The organism is Ruegeria sp. AM4 (assembly GCF_056540665.1).
Genome location: NZ_JBQFXD010000002.1, coordinates 340,307 through 360,929 on the forward strand (window position 1 = coordinate 340,307; position 20,623 = coordinate 360,929).

Consider the following 20,623-nt stretch of genomic DNA (forward strand, 5'->3'; position numbering starts at 1 on the left):
CGGCTACCGTGGCATGGGTACAATCTGCGGCAGGTTGCCGGTCAGAATGGCACGTGCATCCGCGCCCATAAGACCCCCAAGCACTGACTCGGTGCTGCGCAATCCTCCGGTATACGTGCCGTATGCGGGCAGGATCAGGCGCTTTGAGTCAAATAGAAAAGCGGGCCGCGTAACTGAACGCCCTCGTAGTCGCAACGTGGCTTTGGGATGGTAATGGCCCGAAACCTCGCCGAAACCGTCGGGCTGCGCGATATGGCGAAACGTCAGCGGACCGCAGGACCATTCGGCCAGATGCGCTCCGCCAAGATCAACCGGACCGGGGTCGTGATTGCCCTCGATCCAGATCCAGCGGCGCCCGGCCTGCAACACCGAGATTCGCAAGCGGTCGTCCCCATCAAGCGCTTGCGAGGCGTCCAGATCATCGAAACTGTCCCCCAAACAAACCACAACCGTTGCAGCGCTACGCTCAAGATCGGATGCAAGCCGTGCCAAAGTTTCGCGGCTGTCATAGGGGGGCAGAACCTGCCCGGTTCGGCGCGCCACCCTCTCGGACTTTCCCAGATGCAGATCCGACACGCAGAGCAGGCTCTGATCCCGCCACCAAAGCGCCCCCGAGCCGAGGGCCGAAAGCGTCTGTCCGCGAAAGGTGAAGTCAATTGCGTTCATGATTTGTTCATTATGGTTTCCCAGCCAATTTGCAAGTGGGATCAGCCTGCGGCAAGACCGGCCTCTTGCAGCAGTCGCGCGCTTTCTTCGGCCAGCAGGCGTTCCTCGGCTTCGCCTTTGACGGGCACTTTTCCAACCTCAAGAAACAGCGGTGCGGCGAGCGGAGAGACCCGATCCAGCCGCAACAAATCGATCCGTCCGTCAATCCGGGCTAGCATCTCTTCGATCCGACCGAAATCGACCAGCCCGCGCATCGCCTCCTCTCGGGTGATTTGCATCAGCAAATGGTCGGGGTCGTATTTCAGAAGCGTGTCGTAGAGAATATCGGAAGAAAACGTCGCTTGCCGCCCGCTTTTGCGTTGTCCGCCAGTGTTTCGCTCGATCAGCCCGGCAATGGTGGCCGAGGCACGAAAGGTCCGTTTCATCACTGCATTGCCAGCCAGCCAGGTTTCCAGACCGTCCCGCAGAGCTTCGGGCTGAAACAGCGGTCGTGGGTCCATCACCGCGTCCAGCCCCCAGATCAGCGTCGCATAGTCGGTCGCAACGAACCCCAATGGGGCCAGCCCGGTTTCCTCCATGCGCTTGGTCAGCAGCAGGCCCAGCGTTTGCTGGGCGTTGCGACCGGCGAAGCCATAGACGCACAGATGTTCGCGTCCGTCGCTGGGAAAGCTTTCGACCAGCAACCGGTCGCGACGCGGCAGGCGGGAAATGTCGCGCTGTAGCGCCAGCCACTCGGACGTATGCGTTGGAAGCTGAGGCCAGTCGGGCTGCGCAAACATACGAAGAATGCGGTCGCTGAGCTGGGTCGAGGTGGCAAATTTCGTGCCCGAAAACGTGGCAATCTTGGGTTTCCTGTCAGCGCGTCGACTGACCTCGACCACCATTTCGCGCAGGCCTTCGTAGCGGACAATCTGACCTCCGATCAGAAAGGTATCTCCGGGCGTCAGGGATGCTGCAAAGCCTTCTTCGACCTCGCCCAAGGGTTTGCCGCCGCGATTGCGTTTCAGGCGGACCTTTAGCGTGTCGGTGTCTTGAATTGTGCCCAGATTCATGCGGATGCGTTGTGCCGCGCGCGGGTCGCGCAATTGCCAGCGCCCGTCCGGGCGTTGTTGCAGCCGTTGCCAGCGGTCGTAGGCGCGCAAAGCGTAGCCCCCGGTTGCGCAGAAATCCAGACAGGCATCAAATGCGGCCCGGGTCAGACAGGCATAGGGTCCGGCTGATGTCATTTCAGCAAACAGAGCATCGGCGTCGAATGGACCTGCAGCGGCGGCAATCAGAATATGCTGGCACAGAACGTCGCGTGGACCTGCGCCGCGCGGGTCACCGTCGAGGTCATGCGCGCGGGCGGCCTCTAGCGCGGCGATGCATTCCACCACCTCGAACCGGTTCGCGGGCACCAGTAAGGCCTTTGACGGGGCATTATAGCGGTGGTTCGCGCGCCCAATGCGCTGCACCAGCCGTTTAACGTTCTTCGGGGCGCCGATCTGGATGACAAGGTCTACGTCGCCCCAGTCTATCCCCAGATCCAGACTGCCCGTGCAGACAATGGCACGCAGATCGCCACGCACCATTGCAGCCTCGACGCGTTCGCGCTGTTGTCGGTCCAGACTGCCGTGATGGATGCCAATCGGCAGAGCGTCATCATTCGCCAGCCAAAGGTTGTGAAAGAAAATCTCGGCCTGCGCCCGCGTGTTGTGAAAAATCAGTGTGGTTTTGTGTTGTTTGACCTGCTCGAGCACGGCCGGGATCGCATAGGCTGCGCCGCCGCCGGACCAGGGCGGCATGTCGTCGGTCTCCAGCATTCTAATATCAGGATCGGGCCCGGGGTCTGCCTGAATGATCTTGCAGGGATCGGGGTGGCGCGCCAGCAGCCGGGCGATGCCCTCGGGGTCTTCGACAGTGGCCGACAGGCCGACGCGTCGCAGCGTGGGGCACAGGCTTTGCAAACGGGCCAGCGCCAGCATCAATTGATCGCCGCGCTTGCTTTCCGCCAGCGCGTGTATCTCATCCACGATCACACGTTGCACGCCATCAAACATGCGCGGTGCATCTTCGTATGAGGTCAACAGGGCAAGGCTTTCAGGGGTCGTCAGCAGAATATGCGGAGGGTCAACGCGTTGGCGTTTCTTTTGCGTGGCCGTGGTGTCGCCGGTTCGGTCCTCGATTCGGATCGGCAGGCCGATTTCATCGACCGGAATGCGCAGATTGCGACGGATGTCGGCGGCCAGCGCCTTGAGCGGCGAGACATAAATTGTGTGAAGCCCAGAGTGCGAGCCATCCGCCAGCTCGGCAAGCGAGGGCAGAAACCCGGCCATTGTCTTGCCGCCCCCGGTCGGCGCAATCAGCAGCGTCGCCGGGTCCTGCGCCCGCTTGAACATGTCCTGCTGATGGGGGTGGATGGACCAGCCCTTGGCGGTGAACCAATTGGTGATCCGGGCGGGAATCTGCGTCATGGTCGCAGATTACCCGCCCGGGATCAGAATGACAGCGATCAGTGAACGATCTTTTCTTCGCGAACGAACATGTTCGCCCAGGCACGGTCGATCAGGTCAGGGGTCATCTGGTAAGGAATGCCCTCGAATTCGCAGATCGAGATCATCTGGTCGATCAAGAAGATTGGCTGATAGTTCGCATAGATATTGTTGATTGTCGGATACTTGACCTTGAGCAAATGCACCAGCGCGGCCTCATCCAGTGGCATACCGCGCTTGCGGGCCACCATCGCAAAGATCTTCAGGAAGTTTTCCTGGTTCGGGCCGTCGATCTTGATCTTGAAGAAAATCCGGCGCAGGGCCGCTTGGTCGAAGATCTCATTCGGGTGGAAGTTGGTCGAGAAGATGACCAGCGTGTCGAACGGGACCTCGAACTTCTCACCCGACTGCAAGCCGAGAATATCCTTGCTTTCTTCCAGCGGAACAATCCAGCGGTTGATCAGCGCCTGCGGAGGCTCGGCCTGACGGCCAAGGTCGTCGACGATGAAGATGCCGCCGGTGGACTTAAGCTGCAACGGGGCCTGATAGGTCCGGGCCGTTGGGTTGTAGACCAAATCGAGCATGCTCAGTGACAATTCACCGCCCGTGACAACGGTCGGGCGTTCGCATTGAACATAGCGCGTGTCGAACCGTTTGCGGCGGCGCAGGCTGTTGGGATCGTCGGCTTCCTGCTCGATGGCGGTGTGGACGATCGGGTCATAGACCGTGATCACCTGTCCCGCATATTCGATGGCGCGGGGCACATAGACATTGTCGCCAAGCGCGTCCCGGATCCCGTTCGAGATCGAGGATTTACCGTTGCCCGGCGGTCCATACATCAGGATCGACCGTCCTGCGCTGACCGCAGGGCCAAGGTGGTCCAGCAAACTGTCAGGCAGGACCAGATGGCCCATGGCGCCGGTCAACTGCTCGCGAGTGACCTGAATGTTGCGGATCGACTGGCGTTTGACCTGCTCGCGATAGACATCAAGCGGCACCGGCATCGCGCCGAAATATTCCGACTGGCTGAGCGCATCCAGCGCGCGGGCCTTTCCGGCGTCGGTCAGCTGGTAGCCCATTTCATTGCCCGAGTTGGCGTTCAGCGTGCCCGTCGCCTCAAGCAACTTTTGCTCGCGCGCGATATCAATCAATTCCTGCGTCACCGAACCCGGGAGACATACCGCTTCGGCGACTTCGCTTACGGTATCCGCGTTCTTGCGGAAGATCGTCTTGAGCAGAATGTCCCGCATCATCACCAGCGGGAGCCTCATTTCAGCCAGGCCTTTGGGGGCAGGGGGGGCCATCACGGAACTGTTTTGCATATTCATGAGCGTTGCTCGTCTATCCACTTGTCACGCCAAACGCCCGAAACCGGGCCACTTGCGGAAAATCTGGCCCGGCTTTGTGGCAGTACCAAGGCACGGGCGTGGCGGAGCGATGATTGTTTACGAGCCGTAAATAATACCGAGGATCAAATACATGCAAAGACACCCGGCAAGTGTAAGCCCCATCGGGAATTTTTTGCCGCGATCCCAGCTTTTCCAATGGGGCGCGATCTGACGCAGCGCAGTGTGTTTGGCCAGACGATGCGCCGCAACCGAGCCCAGCGTCGAGGCCATCAAGATCATCATCAGAACCATGAAGTCCCCGGCCCAGATAAAGGCCGAGGCTGCGGCGCAGAACTTGGCATCGCCTGCCCCCATGGCACCTGCAGCGTTCATGACGATGCCGACAAACAAAACCACGGGAATATGCAGCAATTGCCAGGCATAGGTCGGCAGGGAAAATGACAGCGGCCCCAGGCTGCCGGGCACCCATGGTCCCGACCAGGGCGGCAAGGCGATGAGGCCGACCAGAACAAACACGAACACAAGGGCTTTGACCGCATAGTTCTTGATCCGCATTTCACGCATATCGGTGAATGCGACGTAGAAACAGATCGGCAGCACGAATGGCAAAAACCACGCGGCCGCCGACGCTGGGATGGTCATGGGTCAGGCTTCCTCAAGCGCTCGCAGGGATCGGACCGCCTCGTCAAAATGCTGCGGATGGGTTGCGATGGCTTCGCGGAACAGGTTCTTGGCCGTGTTCAGGTCACCCTGTTTGACCGCAGAAATCCCCATCGTATTGAGCAGACGGGCGCGTTCAATCTGGGTCATCGGGATGACCGGCATACCATAATTGCCTTGCGCGCTGCGGGCCAGAACCAGGTTGTTCTTGGCGGTAAACAGGGACTTGTCCTGACGGATTGCCTCGGTGAACAGGCGTTCGGCCTCGGTATATTGACCGCGAGCCATCTTTGAATAACCCCAGTTGTTCATGACGCCTGCGGGTCGGGTGGTCAGGCCAACGGCGGTCTCATAGAAATGATCCGCGCGTTTCCAGTCTTTTCTGGAATCCGCAACCAGAGCTTCAAGACGGTAGCGCTTGAAGGTCTCATAGGTAGGTGGAATTTTGTCCAGCGTTGCCTTGGCTTTGCTCCATTCGCCCGCGCGCACCAGCGCATCGGCGTATTCGACCTTATCTGCATTGTTGGCGCCGCTCATTTCCGTCACGCGTTTCCACGCTGCCGAAGCCTCGGTGTTGCGGTTGGCGCGGGTCAGGCTGATGGCCAGCCCCCGGGTAAGGTCGATGCGATCAGGGTGTTTCTGGACTGCACCGTGGAAATAGGTCACCGCCTCATTCGGATCGGCAGCGGTCAAAAGCACTTCGTTCAGGTTGGTTTCGTCGATGACGTTGACTTCCTGAAAGGTGCGCTCGACCTTTTCTTCCTCGGTTTCTTTCGCACAAGCGGACAGGACTACCCCGCACGCGATGACAGTCGGAATCAAGAAGGGTTGGCGCATTTTTGCGTCCTTTACTGCTCTTAACCTCTGTTACTGGGTTTTGCGCAGTACGTATTCTCCGTCGCCGCGCCGTTCCAGCTCAAATTCTTGTTCTTGTGGGGTATTATTAACAGGATTTTCCATTTTTGCGAGAGCTAACCGCAGATTGTCCCGGATTGCGTCACTTTCGCCATTGTCCAGCGCATAGGCACGCTGAAACACCTGCGCAGCCTCGGAATACTGGCGGGTTTCGACCAGAAACACGCCCAGATTGTTCCAGGCCACAGGCCAATCGGGGTCTTCGTCGACCGCCCGGCGCAACAAGGGCTCAGCCTGTCCGATACGTTGCAGGCCAAGATTGGCTGTTCCAAGCGATGTCAGGATTTGCGGGGTCATGCCCTGTTCCAGCGCCGCACGGGTAAACGCCTCGAGCGCCAGTTCGTACTCACCCGCGCTCATCAACCGGTTGCCGACAGTCACTTGATCGACGTTGGGGCCGTCCAGATCCACGCCCGGCGCGAACGGATCCTCCGGCAGTGTCGGTTCCGAGCAAGAAGCCACCAAGGCAAGAACCGCGGTGGCTTTGAGGATTTTGCGCAGGGCGCGACCTGCTGATTTCATGCGTTTATCCGCCAACTCCCGGACCGGCTCCGTTGCCGAAATCCATGATACCTTTGGCCGATGGGCCGACCAGGATCAATAGAAGCGGGGGAACCGTCAGCATCATTGTCGCAAGTGTCATTTTGGTTGGCAACTTGTTTGCGGCCTCTTCGGCGCGCATAACGCGTTTGTCACGCATCTCGCCAGCGTAAACCCGCAGAGCCTCGGCAATGGATGTGCCGAAAGTCGCTGACTGGATCATCACGGTTACAAATGCGCTGACATCCTGCACACCGCAGCGCGTTGCAAAGTCGCGCAGAACCGAGTCCTTTTCCTTACCGGCCTTCATCTCGTAGGCGACGACCTCGAACTCGGTGGCGATATCGGGGTAAGAGGCTTTCATCTCTGACGCCACACGCACAATCGCCTGATCCAGAGATTGCCCGGCCTCGACGCAAACCAGCATCAGGTCAAGCGTGTCGGGGAAACCGGCGGTAATCGCCTCCTGCCGTTCCGCGACGCGGCGGGTGATCCAGTATTTCGGAATGAAATACCCGATGAACCCGGGCACCAGCAGACGAATTCCAATCTGGGTTGCGTCAAATTCCTGATCACCGGCAAATACCGTCAGAAGCAAGACACCGATCAGCAGACCAATAATGCCAAGCGCGAACTGGGAAAAATGAAAGAACCGCACCGCGTCCTTGGACTGGTACCCGGCCTGCCGCAGTTTGAGCTGGACGGCGGTGTATTCTTCTTTGTCCTTGGGTTCCAGGAACGTCGCAAATTTTTCAAGCTGCTCGTTCTGGCCGGATTGCCGCAGGCGTTCCTTTTTCTCTTTCTTGCCCTTCTTGGGTGATGAGTTCGAGCGCTGCAATTTTTTCAGCGGATCTTCCGGCTGGTTCAGCATCAGCGGGACGGTGACAAGGATCATGAACAATCCCAACACACCCACGACGATCAGGGGGCCGAATTCGCCGAGATGCTCGGTCAAGAATGCGTTGATAGACGAGAGGAATTCCATGGCAGCGCCCTCAGACCTTGATGTTTGTCAGGATTTTCATGACGATGATGTTCAATGTCAGCATGATCCCCACGAAGAAACAGGCCGGAATGAAGTAAGGTTCATTCATGACTTCGTCATAATAATTCGGGTCTTTGACCAGAATGAAAACTAGGCAGGCCAGGGGGAAGCCGGACAGGAACTTGCCGGACCATTGTGCCTCGGCGGTGATGGCTTTGACGCGGCGGAACAACCGGAAGCGGGCCCGGATCACCTTGGCCAGACCGGCCAAAATCTCGGCCAGGTTACCACCTGATTGTTGCTGGATCGAAACGGCAACGGCAAGAAAGCGCAAATCCTGCATGTCCAGACGCTCGGCCAGATCTTTGAGCGCCTCACCCACGTCGCGGCCATAGGCAACTTCGTCCGAAATCACGCCGAATTCCGTCGCCAGCGGGTCTTCGACCTCGGAGGCGACAATCTGAACAGACGAGACAAAGGGGTTACCGACCCGCAGCGACCGGACCATAAGCTCAACCGCGTCAGGCAGTTGTTCTTCGATCAGGCCCATGCGTTTCTTGGCTTTGTTGTTGACCCAGGCATAAACGGCTCCGATGCCGATGGCACCGGACAGGGCCGCGCGCAGCACGGTATCGGTCGCCGTTGCCATGCTTAGCGCCATAAACGCCAGGCCAGAAACCAGAACCATGACCATGATCAGCTGTTTCGGACTGAAAGCGATCGCCGCCTTTTGCGCCTTGTCGGCCAGCAGTGAATAGAGCGGAATGCTCTGGGTTTTCATGTGCTGCTGCATTTCCTTGCGCAGCTGTTCGAGAACCTCCTCGCGACCGACGCCCTTGTCGATCATGTCCAACCGGCGGTTGACGCGGCTGTTCAGGCTGATCGACTTTCCGAAAGCGACCAGATAGATACCTTCGACCAGAAACAGAACCGCAACGAAGATAACGACGTAGATTAGCGCCTCGACAGGCAGTGTCATAGCAAAAGTCTCCTACATCGCCGTTGGGTCGTAGATCGAAGAGGGCAGATCAAAGCCCCACAGACGGAATCGTTCGGAGAAGTGGCTCCGGACGCCGGTGGCAGTGAAGTGACCGATGATCTTGTTGTCGGGGGTCAGGCCAACGCGCTGGAACTTAAAGATTTCCTGCATCGAGATGACGTCACCTTCCATGCCCGTGATCTCGGTGATCGAGGTCATGCGGCGCGAACCGTCCTGAAGACGGCTGGCCTGTACGATCAGGTTCACAGCTGATGAAATCTGGCTGCGGACCGCCTTGATCGGCATCTCGATCCCGGCCATCGCAATCATGTTTTCCAGACGGGAAATACCATCCCGGGCCGAGTTGGCGTGGATTGTGGTCATCGATCCGTCGTGGCCGGTGTTCATGGCCTGGAGCATGTCGATCACCTCGGCGCCACGCGTTTCGCCGACTATGATGCGGTCGGGACGCATACGCAGAGCGTTTTTCAGACAGTCACGCGGGCTGACCTCGCCCTTGCCTTCGACGTTGGGCGGGCGGCTTTCCATCCGGCCCACATGGGTCTGTTGCAGCTGGAGTTCCGCCGTGTCCTCGATCGTCAGGATGCGCTCGGCATCGTCAATAAAGCTGGACAGAGCGTTGAGCGTGGTCGTCTTACCGGAACCCGTACCACCTGAAACGATGATATTCAGGCGGGTCGACACAGCGGCTTGCAAATAGGCGGCCATTTCTTCGGTGAAGGCACCGAAATTGACCAGATCGTCAATGCCCAGCTTGTCCTTCTTGAACTTACGAATCGAGACCAGCGAACCATCCACCGCAATCGGCGGCACCATCGCGTTGAAACGCGACCCGTCGGCCAGACGGGCGTCAACATAAGGGTTGGATTCGTCGACACGACGGCCCACAGCGGACACGATCTTGTCGATGATCCGCATCAGGTGCTTTTCGTCCTTGAACGTAATGTCGCTGAGTTCCAGCTTACCGGCGCGTTCCACGAAAATCTGTTGCGGACCGTTCACCAGAATATCGTTGACGGTGTCGTCCTGCAGCAGGGTCTCAAGCGGACCCAGGCCGGTGACTTCGTCATAAAGCTCTTTGTTGAGCTGGGTGCGGTCTTCCCGGTTCAGGACGATGCTGCGCGATTCCAGAATCTCGCTGGAAATGGCGCTGATTTCGGTCCGCAAATCGGATTCAGCAGCATTTTCTAGGGCCGCGAGGTTCAGGTTTTCAAGCAATTCGCGGTGGAGTTCCTGCTTGATTTCGCCCAAACGCTCTTTGCGTTTGCGTTCGCGGTCGTTACCGACAACTTCGGCAGCCTTTTTCTGCACCGGTTTGCGCGCCACAGCTGTGGTCGAGGCGGCCGGCTCTGGCGTCGCGGTCGGGGCTGCCGCAGGCGCTTCGGACTTGACCGGCTGAGCAGGTTCTTTTTTGTATCGTGAAAACACGGCAGCTCTCCCTCGTTTTACGCGGCCTCAGCGTTGCTGCTGCCAAGGCTGTGCAGCGACTGTGCCAATTTTGCGATTTCCCGACGCAGCGGGTTCTTGGCCGCCGAATTTGCCAGAGGCAAACCGTGATCGCCGCTTTGCATGACCTGTTTGCCGCCATCGGGCAGATGCAGATCGATCGAAATGCCAAGGCTCTCGCCCATGCGCTTGACGCGGCTTTTACCATTCAGATCGGTGAATTTCGGGGCGCGGTTCATGGCGAAACGGAGCTTGTTGAAGGGCAGTTCCTCGGCCTGCAATGCCCGCTTCAGGCGCAACGCGTTCTGAGCCGAGCGCATGTCCAATTCGATCAGCGCAAAATAGACGTGGGCAGCCTGAAGGACGGTTTCAGACCAATGCACCAGAGTTTTGGGCATGTCGACGACCACATAGTCGAAATGGTTGCGCGCTGTATTGATGACTTTTTGGATGTCGTCTGGCGTGATGATGTCCAGTGGGACCATATCTGACGGGGCGGTCAGAACCTGCAATTTTTCTTCATAGGTTTGCAGCGCCTGGCCAAAGGATTCTTCGTCCATCGAGGCGGTGTCTGACAACATCTCGAACACCGCTTCGTGCCGCGGCAAGTCCAGATAGGTCGATACGGTGCCGTACTGCATGTCCAGATCAATCAGGCAAACCGACGGGGCGTCCTTGTCCGACACTGTCGCCAGCTCCCACGCAAGGTTTACGGCCAGGGTTGTCGAGCCCACGCCGCCCGCAAGCCCGTGAACGACAAACAGGGCGCCTTCTTTTGATTCGCCCTGCGTCATTGCAACGTTCGCCTGCGGAGCCGCCACCGGGTCGGGCTTGTTCATGCGGTCGATTGCTTCCTGCAACTCGTTTTCCGGAAGCGGGTAGGGGACAAACTCGTCAGCCCCTTTACGCAACAGCTGGTGCAGAGAGGCCGGAGTCACATCTTCGGCAATCAGGACGACCTTGATGCCCTTTTCTTTGGCCTGGGTGATGATCTCACCCATCAGGGTCAGGTTGTCTTCGTCTTCGCCATCCAGCGCAAGTGCAACAAATTGCAGCGATTCCGCCTCGGGTTGGCTGAAGAATGCAAGCGCTTCGGCAAATCCCAAATCCCCCCAACGCTCACCCAAAGCGGTTTCCATGTCTTCGATCAGAAGGTCGAAATTCTGGACATCCCGGCTGATGGTGCAGGCCAGGATGGCGGTGTTTTCGTCTTGCGGCGTTGCGCTCGTCATTAACTCAATCCTCGTCGAGAGGGCTGAACAAACCGTACGAACGTGAAAGGAGCTGTTCTGATTTGCTGTCGCCCTGTGCGGTCAATTCTGGCCGCAGGTCACCCAATTGTTCGCAACGTCGCTTGGAAGTTGGGCAAGAATTGGGCGCAAAAGAACCAATTGTAGGGAAACGGGCGACGATGCCGCCCGATTTCGGTTTATTGTTCCGACTTATTCGTCGCCGCTGCTGGCGTCTTCGCGCTGGATATAGCTTTCGCGGGTCGCGCTTTCGACATACTCGCGATAGATCACCTCGGCGTACTTTCCGTCCAGGATATTGCGGTGGTTGTCCACAAATCCGGATACTTCAGTCACAGTGCGTCGATTGCGGCGATCCCTTTGCTGTGTCGCGACCAGAGGCTTGGTTTTGCCAAAGGAAACAACAGCTTCAAGCCGCGAGCGCGAGATGCCCTGCCGCGTCAGGAATGCAACGGCTGCGTTGGCGCGGCGCAATCCCAGAGCGTTGTTGTAGGCCTGCGAGCCGACAGCATCTGTGTGCCCGAAGACGCGGAACCGCGCTTCGGGGAACTGCTTGATCCAGGCGGCTTGCTGCAGCAGGATCCGCTGTGCCGATGCATCCAGCTGCGAGCTGTCAAAGGCAAAGTTGATCTGAGTCGGTACTTCGGCAGCGAATCGTTGCGCCAGGATCTGTCCGTAGCTCAGTTCACCGTTCATGACCTGCACGTTGTTCAGCGTCGCGTTGCCAAATGCGCCCTGGTCGATTTCGTAACCGGCCTCGCGTGTACATCCCACGACAGCGACCGAAAGACCCAGTGTTATAAACAACTTATACATTGGTTCCATCCTCTCCATCAATCCAGGACATAGCCGTAAGAACCGCCAAAGTCCTGTTTGGCCACTTCCGAGGCTGCGCCGCTGCCAGCCCGCTCAGTACGGGCCACATTGCCGTTGACGAACAGGTCAAATTCGCTGGGTGGTTTGACACGGTCCGTCGGCAAAGCCAGGGCTTCGCCGCGTGTCGGCGTCACAAGATGCACCGTCACGATGATGACAAGCTCGCTTTGCTGGCGCTGATACTGAGCGCTTCTGAACAGAGCGCCAAGGACCGGCACGTCGCCCAACCACGGCACCTGGTTGTTGAGATCTGCAAAGTCGTCCTGAATCAGACCGGCGATCGCAAAGCTCTCACCGTCGCGCAATTCGACAGACGTCTTGGTGTCGCGAACGATAAAGCTGGGAACCGCGTCGCCCTGAATTGTAAAGCTCTGCGATTGGTCGATGCTCGAAACCGATGCGGCCATCTCAAGGTTGATCAGGTCGCCGTCGACAACGCGCGGTGTAAACAGGAGATGAACGCCGAAGCTGCGGTATTCAATGGCAATCACACCTTCGTCCTGCGGAACCGGGATCGGTACCTGACCACCGGCCAGAAACTCAGCTTCCTGACCGGACAGGGCCGACAGGTTCGGTTCGGCCAGACTACGTGCTAAGCCTTTGGATTCCAAGGCTTCAATCAGCAGTCGAACCTGGGTTGAGCCCGCGCCAAAGCCAAACAAAATCGCGCCGGTATTGGTTTGTGCCAGCGGGATGTTGTTTGCGATTGCGTTGTTCAGCGCGCCCTGGTTGTTCAGAGAGCCGAAACCGGCAGTGACGTCACCGCCGCCAAAGCCCAATGACGCCGACAGGTTCTTGGCAACCGTCCGGTTCATCTCGGCGAACCGGACTTTCAGCATGACCTGTTGGACGCCACCAACACTCATCAGATTGGAAACCCGCTCGGGCGCATAGCGTTCGGCCAGTTCCAGAGCGCGTGCAAGACGAGCGCTGCTGGATACGGTGCCGGACAGGACAATGCCGTCATTTGCGGTGCGCACCTCGATCTGCTCGTTTGGCAGGATCTGGCGCAGCCTCTCTTTGAATTCTGAAACATCCGGTGCAACCCGCACCCGGACGTTTGTGATCAGATTGCCGGCACCGTCGAACATCGTCAGGGTCGTCAAACCCGGCGCGCGACCCAGGATATAGATCGTCCTGTCCGAAAGCGTTGAGATGTCCGCGATACCCGCGTTGGCGATACTGATATCTGCGAACGGTTGTTCGCTTTCCACCACAATCGCGCGGTTTATAGGCACATCCAGCGTTTCCGCCGTGCCCTTCTTAACCACGCGTAAATTTTCAGCCCAAGCGGCATCGCCGATTGGACCTACAACAAGCGTCAAACCCAGCAGGGTTGCGCTGATCCAGGAACGTATTGTCATGTGACCTGCCTCTCCGATCACCACTCGATTTTTTTGGGTCTTATGCCCTATGGTTCAGAACCCTGCGCCAATTCCGGATTTATTGCAATAATCAATGGTTTCCGGAATTTTCCTTATGTGGACAATGCGCAACATCAGAATCAAAAAGGTCGCGCATATAGCGCGACCCATAGCTGGTAACAGTCTGAATTTTCGTCAGTTTGTACAGGGTATTCTTGTTTCAACCTCTTCGCCGCCTCGGCGGGTCCGAATCGTGCAGACTTCTTCTGCTTGGACTTCCGGAGCGGGTGCCGTTTCCTGAATATTCAACAGTTTGCGCTGGTCCACCTCGACAACACTGGCCACTGTTGTCTCGTCTTGTGCACCAACCAGAGCCAGCGACAACCGACCAGTATTCTGACCCTGCGCAAGAATGGCGACCTGTTCACGGGTTGCCTTGACGGTGACAGTGCGCGCGATGGTCGTTCCCGTGACATCCGAGCCCGAGGTCTGGTCAACAGCGATAAGTTCGATATTTGTCTCGATCAGACGTGTGATCTCGCCCTGACCGCTACCAGTTCCGCGCAACGAGCCGGTCCAATACACGTCAATGACGTCTCCGGGCCGCAGAAAACCGGAAACACCGGACGCAACGTCAACGCTGATGGCAAAAGCGCGCATTCCCTGCCCAAGCTGCGATGTCAGTCCCGCCGGCTCACCGGGTTTGGTAAGCTTGACGGCCATCAAAGCCTCGTCCTTTTCCATCGCGCGCAACACGTAACGTTCGTTGTCACGGATGTCGGGGAAAAGTTCTTCCATCGCCAGGAAAGTTCCTTCGGGGATCGCATTTTCCGGCCACTGGACGACCTGAACGTCCTCGGCCGTCAGTTCTTCGCCGTATCTCAGGGCGCGGTTCGAGACCAAAACACTGACGGTTGGTACGAACTCCGCCCTGGCCTTGGCCAATGCCTCTTCGCGCAACTGGCGCTCCTGATCCAGCTTGGCCCGGTTTTCCGTGATGTATTCGCGCGCCAGGTAGACCGCTCCACCGGCCAGAGCGACCCCGATGATCAGCACAAGTCCAAAAACAGCTCGCATTCTTCCCTCATTCGGCTTTATTCAGATTCAAGACGGCACATAGCGCCGGTTCAGTATCCAGATTAAATTCGAATTGTGTCGAAAAAGGGGACAATGTCGGAACTTATTCTGGTGCGTTGGTCGGAAATCAAACTCTCAACTCTACTCGGGCAAACAGCGCTACCGAGGCGCGTGTTTGTCGGTCAGTCGAAGGTGATTTCTTGCACTTCGACGCCTGCCAGGGCCTGGCCGGTGGATTCGTCGATATTCTGAATCGGCTCTTGAAGATAGAAGTACATAAGGGCACCCAGCCCAACCACGCCTGCTGTCAAAACGACCCAGTCAACCGTGACCGCACCATCTTCGTCGCGCCAATAATCATGTAACCTGTTCAACATGGTACGCCACCAGATTCCAATTCCTGGATAAAACGAGGGCCATGCCTTCCTACAAAAGACATGGCCCCCATCAAATCTAACTTAAGCTAAAGCTTAGCTGCCGTTGCCCAGGTTGATCGAACCAACCGTTGCACCCTGCAGCGCGGTGTTCACGTCACCGGCCAGATCGCTGGCACCCTGACGAACCTGGTTGTAAGCAATTGCGGCCAGTGCAACAACGGCTGCGGTCAGAACGACCCAGTCTACAGTTACGGCGCCGTCTTCGTCTTTGCGGAAGTTCTTGAAGAACTTGATCATGTTACGTCCCTCCTAAAGGATCCAAAAGTAATCTAACCTCGGCGTCTTTCAGAGCTTTCTCTCTCAGTCCGCTCCCGATCGTCTCGGCATGGGAATATGTTTGCCTGTGGTGCGTGGCAGGAATTGGGCCAAACGCAGTTTTTTTTGCTCAAAGCTTAACTTTTTTTCCAGATATTTCGCAACCAACTGTATTTAAAGAGAAAATCATCTCATCTTTTTTTGTCGCCCGAGCAGGAGCGATGCAAATTTACGGCAAATGAGGCGAAATTGCCCCATTTCGCTTTGTTTTTCTGGTGTTGCAGGGGAATTCGGTGTTCAGAATAAACCAAAAGAAGAACTGAGGCAGGCAAAATGAATTTCCGGAATGCAGTGTCATGCGCCGGTGTTGCGGCGTTTCTGTTAACTTGTGTGGCACCCGTATCCGCGACCGAGCAGGTCCCGGAAGGTGCATTTAAGCGTATCAAGGCCCCGGCACCGGGGACACGCCCACGCGTCACCATCCAAATTACCCCCGAAGAGCACGCGAACGCGCCTTCGGCTCCCAGCACAGGTTCGACAATCGACGTGCCCGAGGTCATAGCGCGCGCGACGCCACCCGAGTCGGTACCATTGCGCATAGAAGGCGCGACCAAGCCTGTCGGATCCTACAAGGCGTTCTGGAACCGCGTCTCGCCAGAGATGTCGCAGGCAAGCTCGGGTCGTCTGCGGCAGGCCGTTCAGGCGGCATCGCAAGTCGGCGTTTCAGCACCGCGGTTGCAGACGCTACAGAACATCGCACGGCAACGCGGCGTGGACATATTGCGCTCGACCGTGGGGACGGATGTCTCGCCCGCCCTCGTTTTGGCGGTTATTTCGGTTGAATCGGCAGGACGTGAGGACGCGGTCAGTTCGGCGGGCGCGCAGGGTCTGATGCAATTGATGCCTGCAACAGCGGCGCGGTTCGGCGTTCAGGATAGCCTGAAGCCCGATCAGAACATCCGCGGCGGCGTGAAATATCTGGACTGGCTGATGGAAGAGTTTGGGAACGACCCGATTCTGGTTCTTGCCGGATATAATGCCGGGGAAGGGGCCGTCCGCAAACACAGTGGCGTACCGCCCTATGCGGAAACGCGCGATTATGTCCCAAAGGTGCTGGCTGCGTTTCAAGTCGCCAGCGCATTGTGCACCTCGCCACCCGTGTTCCTATCGGATGGCTGTGTCTTTCAGGGTCTGAACTAAGACGGGCCCACCCAGAGGCGAGCCCGTTTACCATCAGTTGACGAGTTGCGCCTCGGTGGCGGCGCGAATCTCGTCTTCAGTGACACCTTCGGCGAGCTCAACGATCTTAAGGCCGCCTTCGACAACATCCAAAACGCCAAGGTTGGTGATGATACGATTCACCACCTTTTTCCCGGTCAGAGGCAGGGTGCATTTTTTCAACAGCTTGGATTTGCCATGCTTGTTGGTATGATCCATCACTACGATCACCCGACCGACACCAGCCACAAGGTCCATCGCACCGCCCATGCCTTTGACCAGCACCCCGGGGATCATCCAGTTGGCCAGATCGCCTTCTTCATCGACTTCCATCGCACCAAGAACAGCTGCGGTAATCTTGCCGCCGCGGATCATCGCGAACGATGTTGCACTGTCGAAATACGACGTGCGGGACAGTTCGGTGATCGTCTGCTTGCCCGCGTTGATCAGGTCCGGGTCTTCTTCGCCTTCAAAAGGGAAAGGGCCCATGCCCAGCATGCCGTTTTCCGATTGCAGGGTGATGTCCTTGTCGCCCACATAGTTCGCCACCAGCGTCGGAATACCGATGCCGAGGTTCACATACATGCCGTCTTCCAGTTCCTGTGCCGCGCGCGCGGCCATTTGATTGCGGTCCCAGGGCATTATGCTTCCTCCTTCTTACGGGTGGTGCGCTGTTCAATGCGCTTTTCGTGGGTGCCCTGAATGATGCGGTGGACATAGATGCCTGGCAGGTGAATGGCGTCCGGATCCAGCGAGCCGCGTGGGACGATTTCCTCGACCTCGGCGATGCAGATCTTGCCGCAGGTCGCTGCGGGCACGTTGAAATTGCGAGCAGTCTTGCGGAAGATCAGGTTGCCGGTGTCATCGGCCTTCCAGGCCTTGACGATGGCAAGATCTGCAAAGATGCCTTCTTCCATGATGTAGGTTTCGCCGTTGAAGTCCTTGTGCTCCTTGTCTTCGGCGATCACGGTACCGACACCGGTTTTGGTATAGAAACCGGGAATGCCCGCACCACCGGCGCGCATGCGCTCGGCCAGCGTACCTTGCGGATTGAATTCCAGTTCAAGCTCACCCGAGAGGTATTGACGCATGAATTCCGCGTTCTCGCCGACATAGGAGCTGATCATCTTTTTGACCTGCTTGGTCTGCAACAGGATGCCGATACCGAAATCGTCGACGCCCGCATTGTTCGACGCGAAGGTCAGGTCCTTTGTGCCGGCGTTCTTGATAGCCTCAAGCAGCAATTCCGGTATACCGCACAGGCCAAACCCGCCCGCCGCGATCATCATGCCATCCTTCAGCACTCCGTCCAGTGCTTCGGTGGCATTGGCATAGATTTTCTTCATGGAAACTCCCCCAATGACATGGTGATGTGCAGGTTGTGCCGCCATGTCGTTGTGAAGTCAACAAAACCGAGGGGGTGGTGGTATTTCTACCTATCCCGCCGCCTTCTTGGTTGTCGCCTTTTTCTTGGGGGCAGCTTTCTTTTTGGTCCCTTTCTTGGCCGCGCGTTCGTTGACCAGTTCAATAGCCATTTCCTGCGTCACGTCCTCGGGCTTGATATCCTTGGGAATGGTGGCGTTGACCTTTTCCCATTTCACATATGGCCCATAGCGCCCGTCCAGAACCTGCATCACGCCGCCATCGGGGTGTTCGCCCAGTTCTTTCAACGGCTTGGCGGCGGCCCGTCGCCCGCGTCCCGGGTTGGCCCGCTTTTCAGCCAGCAGTTCGACCGCGCGGTTCATGCCGATCTCGAACACGTCGTTCGGGTCCTTGAGATTGGCATAAACCGGTTTTGCCTCATCCGGCAGTTGATGCATGATATATGGGCCAAACCGCCCGAAATTCGAACTGATCGAACCGCCTTCGGGGTGTTCACCAATCTGGCGGGGCAGGGACAGAAGCGTTAGCGCCTTGTCCAGGTCCATGTCATCCTTGCTCCAGCCGCGTGGCAGCGAAGCGCGCGGGGGTTTCTTGTTATCGGGCGTCGGTTCGCCGCGCTGAACATATGGGCCGAACCGTCCCGATTTCAGCCAGATCTCGTCACCAGCATCTTCGCCCAGCAGACGTTCCTCGCCCTCGGCCCCTTCACCTGCGATGGGCCGCGTATAGGTGCATTCGGGATAGTTGCCGCAACCTACAAAGCCGCCTGTGCGTGAGGTTTTCAGGTGCAGCTGACCGACACCGCATTTCGGACAGATGCGCGGGTCAGACCCATCCTCACGGGGCGGGTACAGCTGCGGGGCCAGCGCCTCGTCCAGCCTGTCCAGCACTTCCGAAATGCGCAGTTCCGACGTCTCACCAATCGCAGCCGAGAAATCGCGCCAGAATTTGCTCAGCAAATCTTTGTAGTCGCGGTCACCGGCGCTGACGTCATCCAGTTCTTCTTCCAGATTGGCGGTGAACTCGTAGCCCACATATTGCCGGAAGAAATTCAAAAGGAAGATCGTGACGATCCGGCCCTTTTCCTCGGGGATCAGTCGATTCTTGTCCTTGCGCACATATTCGCGGTCCTGGATCGTGGTCACGATCGACGCATAGGTCGATGGGCGCCCAATCCCCAGCTCTTCCATTCGTTTGACCAGAGTCGCCTCGGTATAGCGCGGCGGCGGTTGCGTGTGGTGTTGCAGGGCCAGAACGGCCTCGTTCTCGGATAGAATCGCCGCCTTGTCCGACTCGCTGGTCGCTTTGGCGAACTGGTCGCGCAATGAGGTCTTTGCGAAACGCGCTGGATCGCCCTGCATGATCTGCGGCAAACGTTTGTCATCGTCATCGACAACATCGTCGCGACCCTCTTCATAGACGCGCATGAACCCGTCGAACAGTACCACCTGGCCGGTGGCGCGAAGTCCGACCTGACCGTCATCGCTGCCGATCTCAACCGTGGTGCGTTCCAGCCGAGCGGCGGCCATCTGGCAGGCGATCGTACGTTTCCAGATCAGATCATAGAGTTTGCGCTGATCCTCGTCGGTAACCTTCAGCGCCTTGGCATCGCGCGCCATATCCGTCGGGCGAATGCACTCGTGGGCTTCCTGCGCGTTCTTGGCCTTGTTCTTATACATGCGCGGGCTGTCCGGCACGTATTCCGCGCCATAGCGATCCGTGATCGCGTCGCGCGCGGCGGCCACGGCCTCGGGTGCCATGTCAATGCCATCGGTTCGCATATAGGTAATGTATCCGGCCTCATAGAGACGCTGCGCCACTTGCATCGCGTGCCGTGCGCCCATTCCGAACTTGCGGCTGGCTTCCTGTTGCAGGGTCGAGGTCATGAATGGGGCAGAGGGGTTGCGCGCAGCAGGCTTGGCCTCAACTGAGGTCACGCTTAGGGCGCGGCTGGTGATCGCCTGAACCGCCAGTTCTGCCTGCGTGGCGTTTGCAAGATCGTGCTTGTCCAGCTTCTTGCCGGCCAGAGTGACCAGTCGTGCCTCGTACGTTTGTCCACGTGGCGTTTCAAACAGGGCGCGGACCGACCAGTATTCGACCGGCTTGAATGCCTCGATCTCCATCTCGCGTTCGACGATCAGACGCAGGCAGACGGATTGCACGCGGCCTGCGGACTTTGCGCCCGGCAGCTTGCGCCACAATACAGGAGACAGGTTGAAGCCCACCAGATAGTCAAGCGCGCGGCGGGCCAGATAGGCCTCAACCAAGGGCATATCGACTTCACGCGGGTTCTGCATTGCCTCGGTCACGGCATCTTTGGTGATCGCGTTGAAGGTCACGCGGCTGACCGGTGTGTCCTTTTTGATCGAGCGGCGCTTGGTCAGCGCCTCTTGAAGGTGCCAACTGATCGCCTCGCCCTCGCGATCGGGGTCGGTGGCCAGGATCAGCGCGTTGTCATCTTTCAGCGCGTCGGCGATGGCTTTGACATGCTTTCGGCTGTCGTTTCCAACCTCCCATGTCATTGCGAATTCATGGTCGGGATCGACCGATCCGTCCTTGGGGGGCAAGTCGCGAACATGCCCATACGAGGCCAAAACCGTGTAGTCGGGGCCGAGATATTTGTTGATTGTTTTTGCTTTGGCCGGAGATTCTACAACAACTACAGGCATTTAGGGGGAAACCTCGCTCGACGGATTTGGCGCCTCTTATGGTGTTGCAAAATGTGTGGGGC

General features: G+C 57.9%; 19 protein-coding genes. 1 reads left to right on the top strand and 18 read right to left on the bottom strand.

The genetic code is table 11. The features are described from left to right. Nucleotides 1-3: 3 nt before the first annotated feature. The 15 genes from pdeM to ACR0JA_RS07185 form a co-directional block, all read right to left on the bottom strand. Entirely contained in the window at nt 4-666 is a 663-nt protein-coding gene (pdeM, locus tag ACR0JA_RS07115) for a ligase-associated DNA damage response endonuclease PdeM (RefSeq protein WP_480572026.1), read from the bottom strand. Nucleotides 667-707: 41 nt separating this feature from the next. Beyond that, entirely contained in the window at nt 708-3,119 is a 2,412-nt protein-coding gene (locus ACR0JA_RS07120; protein ID WP_480572029.1) for a ligase-associated DNA damage response DEXH box helicase, read from the bottom strand. A 38-nt stretch (nt 3,120-3,157) separates the two neighbouring features. Then, nucleotides 3,158-4,465: an ATPase gene (locus ACR0JA_RS07125; protein WP_480572032.1), complete on the bottom strand. Its 1,308-nt coding sequence runs from the start codon at nt 4,463-4,465 to the stop codon at nt 3,158-3,160. A 117-nt stretch (nt 4,466-4,582) separates the two neighbouring features. Then, complete coding sequence (locus ACR0JA_RS07130) at nt 4,583-5,128, bottom strand: prepilin peptidase (protein ID WP_480572035.1); 546 nt, start codon at nt 5,126-5,128, stop codon at nt 4,583-4,585. A 3-nt stretch (nt 5,129-5,131) separates the two neighbouring features. Next, nucleotides 5,132-5,983, bottom strand: a complete 852-nt coding sequence (locus ACR0JA_RS07135) for a tetratricopeptide repeat protein (RefSeq protein ID WP_480572038.1) — start codon at nt 5,981-5,983, stop codon at nt 5,132-5,134. Between the two features lie 30 nt (nt 5,984-6,013). Then, entirely contained in the window at nt 6,014-6,583 is a 570-nt protein-coding gene (locus ACR0JA_RS07140) for a tetratricopeptide repeat protein (RefSeq protein ID WP_480572041.1), read from the bottom strand. Nucleotides 6,584-6,587: 4 nt separating this feature from the next. Then, nucleotides 6,588-7,586, bottom strand: a complete 999-nt coding sequence (locus tag ACR0JA_RS07145) for a type II secretion system F family protein (protein WP_480572044.1) — start codon at nt 7,584-7,586, stop codon at nt 6,588-6,590. 10 nt (nt 7,587-7,596) lie between these two features. Continuing rightward, a complete protein-coding gene (locus ACR0JA_RS07150) occupies nt 7,597-8,565 on the bottom strand; it encodes a type II secretion system F family protein (RefSeq protein ID WP_480572047.1) in 969 nt (322 codons plus the stop codon). A gap of 12 nt (nt 8,566-8,577) precedes the next feature. Then, on the bottom strand, nt 8,578-10,014 hold the full coding sequence (locus ACR0JA_RS07155) for a TadA family conjugal transfer-associated ATPase (protein ID WP_480572050.1): 1,437 nt from the start codon (nt 10,012-10,014) through the stop codon (nt 8,578-8,580). Nucleotides 10,015-10,031: 17 nt separating this feature from the next. Further along, nucleotides 10,032-11,264 carry a CpaE/TadZ family protein gene (locus ACR0JA_RS07160; RefSeq protein ID WP_480572053.1) on the bottom strand — a complete coding sequence of 411 codons (1,233 nt, stop codon included), beginning with the start codon at nt 11,262-11,264 and terminating at the stop codon, nt 10,032-10,034. A gap of 210 nt (nt 11,265-11,474) precedes the next feature. After that, nucleotides 11,475-12,098 (bottom strand): OmpA family protein, encoded by a 624-nt coding sequence (locus ACR0JA_RS07165; RefSeq protein WP_480572056.1) that lies wholly within the window; start codon nt 12,096-12,098, stop codon nt 11,475-11,477. Nucleotides 12,099-12,115: 17 nt separating this feature from the next. Continuing rightward, complete coding sequence (locus ACR0JA_RS07170) at nt 12,116-13,522, bottom strand: type II and III secretion system protein family protein (protein ID WP_480572059.1); 1,407 nt, start codon at nt 13,520-13,522, stop codon at nt 12,116-12,118. A gap of 195 nt (nt 13,523-13,717) precedes the next feature. Further along, a complete protein-coding gene (cpaB, locus tag ACR0JA_RS07175) occupies nt 13,718-14,599 on the bottom strand; it encodes a Flp pilus assembly protein CpaB (RefSeq protein WP_480572062.1) in 882 nt (293 codons plus the stop codon). Nucleotides 14,600-14,781: 182 nt separating this feature from the next. Beyond that, nucleotides 14,782-14,976 carry a Flp family type IVb pilin gene (locus tag ACR0JA_RS07180; protein ID WP_480572065.1) on the bottom strand — a complete coding sequence of 65 codons (195 nt, stop codon included), beginning with the start codon at nt 14,974-14,976 and terminating at the stop codon, nt 14,782-14,784. A gap of 93 nt (nt 14,977-15,069) precedes the next feature. Beyond that, nucleotides 15,070-15,273, bottom strand: a complete 204-nt coding sequence (locus tag ACR0JA_RS07185) for a hypothetical protein (protein ID WP_480572068.1) — start codon at nt 15,271-15,273, stop codon at nt 15,070-15,072. 351 nt (nt 15,274-15,624) lie between these two features. On the opposite strand from ACR0JA_RS07185, the gene ACR0JA_RS07190 reads away from it, so the two are divergent. Continuing rightward, nucleotides 15,625-16,491, top strand: a complete 867-nt coding sequence (locus tag ACR0JA_RS07190) for a lytic transglycosylase domain-containing protein (RefSeq protein WP_480572071.1) — start codon at nt 15,625-15,627, stop codon at nt 16,489-16,491. A gap of 33 nt (nt 16,492-16,524) precedes the next feature. Here ACR0JA_RS07190 and ACR0JA_RS07195 read toward each other — a convergent pair whose 3' ends face one another. The 3 genes from ACR0JA_RS07195 to topA form a co-directional block, all read right to left on the bottom strand. Further along, on the bottom strand, nt 16,525-17,151 hold the full coding sequence (locus ACR0JA_RS07195; RefSeq protein WP_480572074.1) for a CoA transferase subunit B: 627 nt from the start codon (nt 17,149-17,151) through the stop codon (nt 16,525-16,527). Beyond that, nucleotides 17,151-17,855 (bottom strand): CoA transferase subunit A, encoded by a 705-nt coding sequence (locus ACR0JA_RS07200; protein WP_480572077.1) that lies wholly within the window; start codon nt 17,853-17,855, stop codon nt 17,151-17,153. The genes ACR0JA_RS07195 and ACR0JA_RS07200 overlap by 1 nt, the downstream gene beginning before the upstream one ends. Before the next feature lie 90 nt (nt 17,856-17,945). Continuing rightward, nucleotides 17,946-20,561 carry a type I DNA topoisomerase gene (gene topA, locus ACR0JA_RS07205; protein WP_480572080.1) on the bottom strand — a complete coding sequence of 872 codons (2,616 nt, stop codon included), beginning with the start codon at nt 20,559-20,561 and terminating at the stop codon, nt 17,946-17,948. Nucleotides 20,562-20,623 lie beyond the last annotated feature (62 nt).

What these genes read in the sequence shown, in the direction of transcription:
- pdeM (WP_480572026.1), bottom strand. Translation starts at nt 666, where the DNA reads ATGAACGCAATTGACTTCACCTTTCGCGGACAGACGCTTTCGGCCCTC.
- ACR0JA_RS07120 (WP_480572029.1), bottom strand. Translation starts at nt 3,119, where the DNA reads ATGACGCAGATTCCCGCCCGGATCACCAATTGGTTCACCGCCAAGGGC.
- ACR0JA_RS07125 (WP_480572032.1), bottom strand. Translation starts at nt 4,465, where the DNA reads ATGAATATGCAAAACAGTTCCGTGATGGCCCCCCCTGCCCCCAAAGGC.
- ACR0JA_RS07130 (WP_480572035.1), bottom strand. Translation starts at nt 5,128, where the DNA reads ATGACCATCCCAGCGTCGGCGGCCGCGTGGTTTTTGCCATTCGTGCTG.
- ACR0JA_RS07135 (WP_480572038.1), bottom strand. Translation starts at nt 5,983, where the DNA reads ATGCGCCAACCCTTCTTGATTCCGACTGTCATCGCGTGCGGGGTAGTC.
- ACR0JA_RS07140 (WP_480572041.1), bottom strand. Translation starts at nt 6,583, where the DNA reads ATGAAATCAGCAGGTCGCGCCCTGCGCAAAATCCTCAAAGCCACCGCG.
- ACR0JA_RS07145 (WP_480572044.1), bottom strand. Translation starts at nt 7,586, where the DNA reads ATGGAATTCCTCTCGTCTATCAACGCATTCTTGACCGAGCATCTCGGC.
- ACR0JA_RS07150 (WP_480572047.1), bottom strand. Translation starts at nt 8,565, where the DNA reads ATGACACTGCCTGTCGAGGCGCTAATCTACGTCGTTATCTTCGTTGCG.
- ACR0JA_RS07160 (WP_480572053.1), bottom strand. Translation starts at nt 11,264, where the DNA reads ATGACGAGCGCAACGCCGCAAGACGAAAACACCGCCATCCTGGCCTGC.
- ACR0JA_RS07165 (WP_480572056.1), bottom strand. Translation starts at nt 12,098, where the DNA reads ATGTATAAGTTGTTTATAACACTGGGTCTTTCGGTCGCTGTCGTGGGA.
- ACR0JA_RS07170 (WP_480572059.1), bottom strand. Translation starts at nt 13,522, where the DNA reads ATGACAATACGTTCCTGGATCAGCGCAACCCTGCTGGGTTTGACGCTT.
- cpaB (WP_480572062.1), bottom strand. Translation starts at nt 14,599, where the DNA reads ATGCGAGCTGTTTTTGGACTTGTGCTGATCATCGGGGTCGCTCTGGCC.
- ACR0JA_RS07180 (WP_480572065.1), bottom strand. Translation starts at nt 14,976, where the DNA reads ATGTTGAACAGGTTACATGATTATTGGCGCGACGAAGATGGTGCGGTC.
- ACR0JA_RS07185 (WP_480572068.1), bottom strand. Translation starts at nt 15,273, where the DNA reads ATGATCAAGTTCTTCAAGAACTTCCGCAAAGACGAAGACGGCGCCGTA.
- ACR0JA_RS07190 (WP_480572071.1), top strand. Translation starts at nt 15,625, where the DNA reads ATGAATTTCCGGAATGCAGTGTCATGCGCCGGTGTTGCGGCGTTTCTG.
- ACR0JA_RS07195 (WP_480572074.1), bottom strand. Translation starts at nt 17,151, where the DNA reads ATGCCCTGGGACCGCAATCAAATGGCCGCGCGCGCGGCACAGGAACTG.
- ACR0JA_RS07200 (WP_480572077.1), bottom strand. Translation starts at nt 17,855, where the DNA reads ATGAAGAAAATCTATGCCAATGCCACCGAAGCACTGGACGGAGTGCTG.
- topA (WP_480572080.1), bottom strand. Translation starts at nt 20,561, where the DNA reads ATGCCTGTAGTTGTTGTAGAATCTCCGGCCAAAGCAAAAACAATCAAC.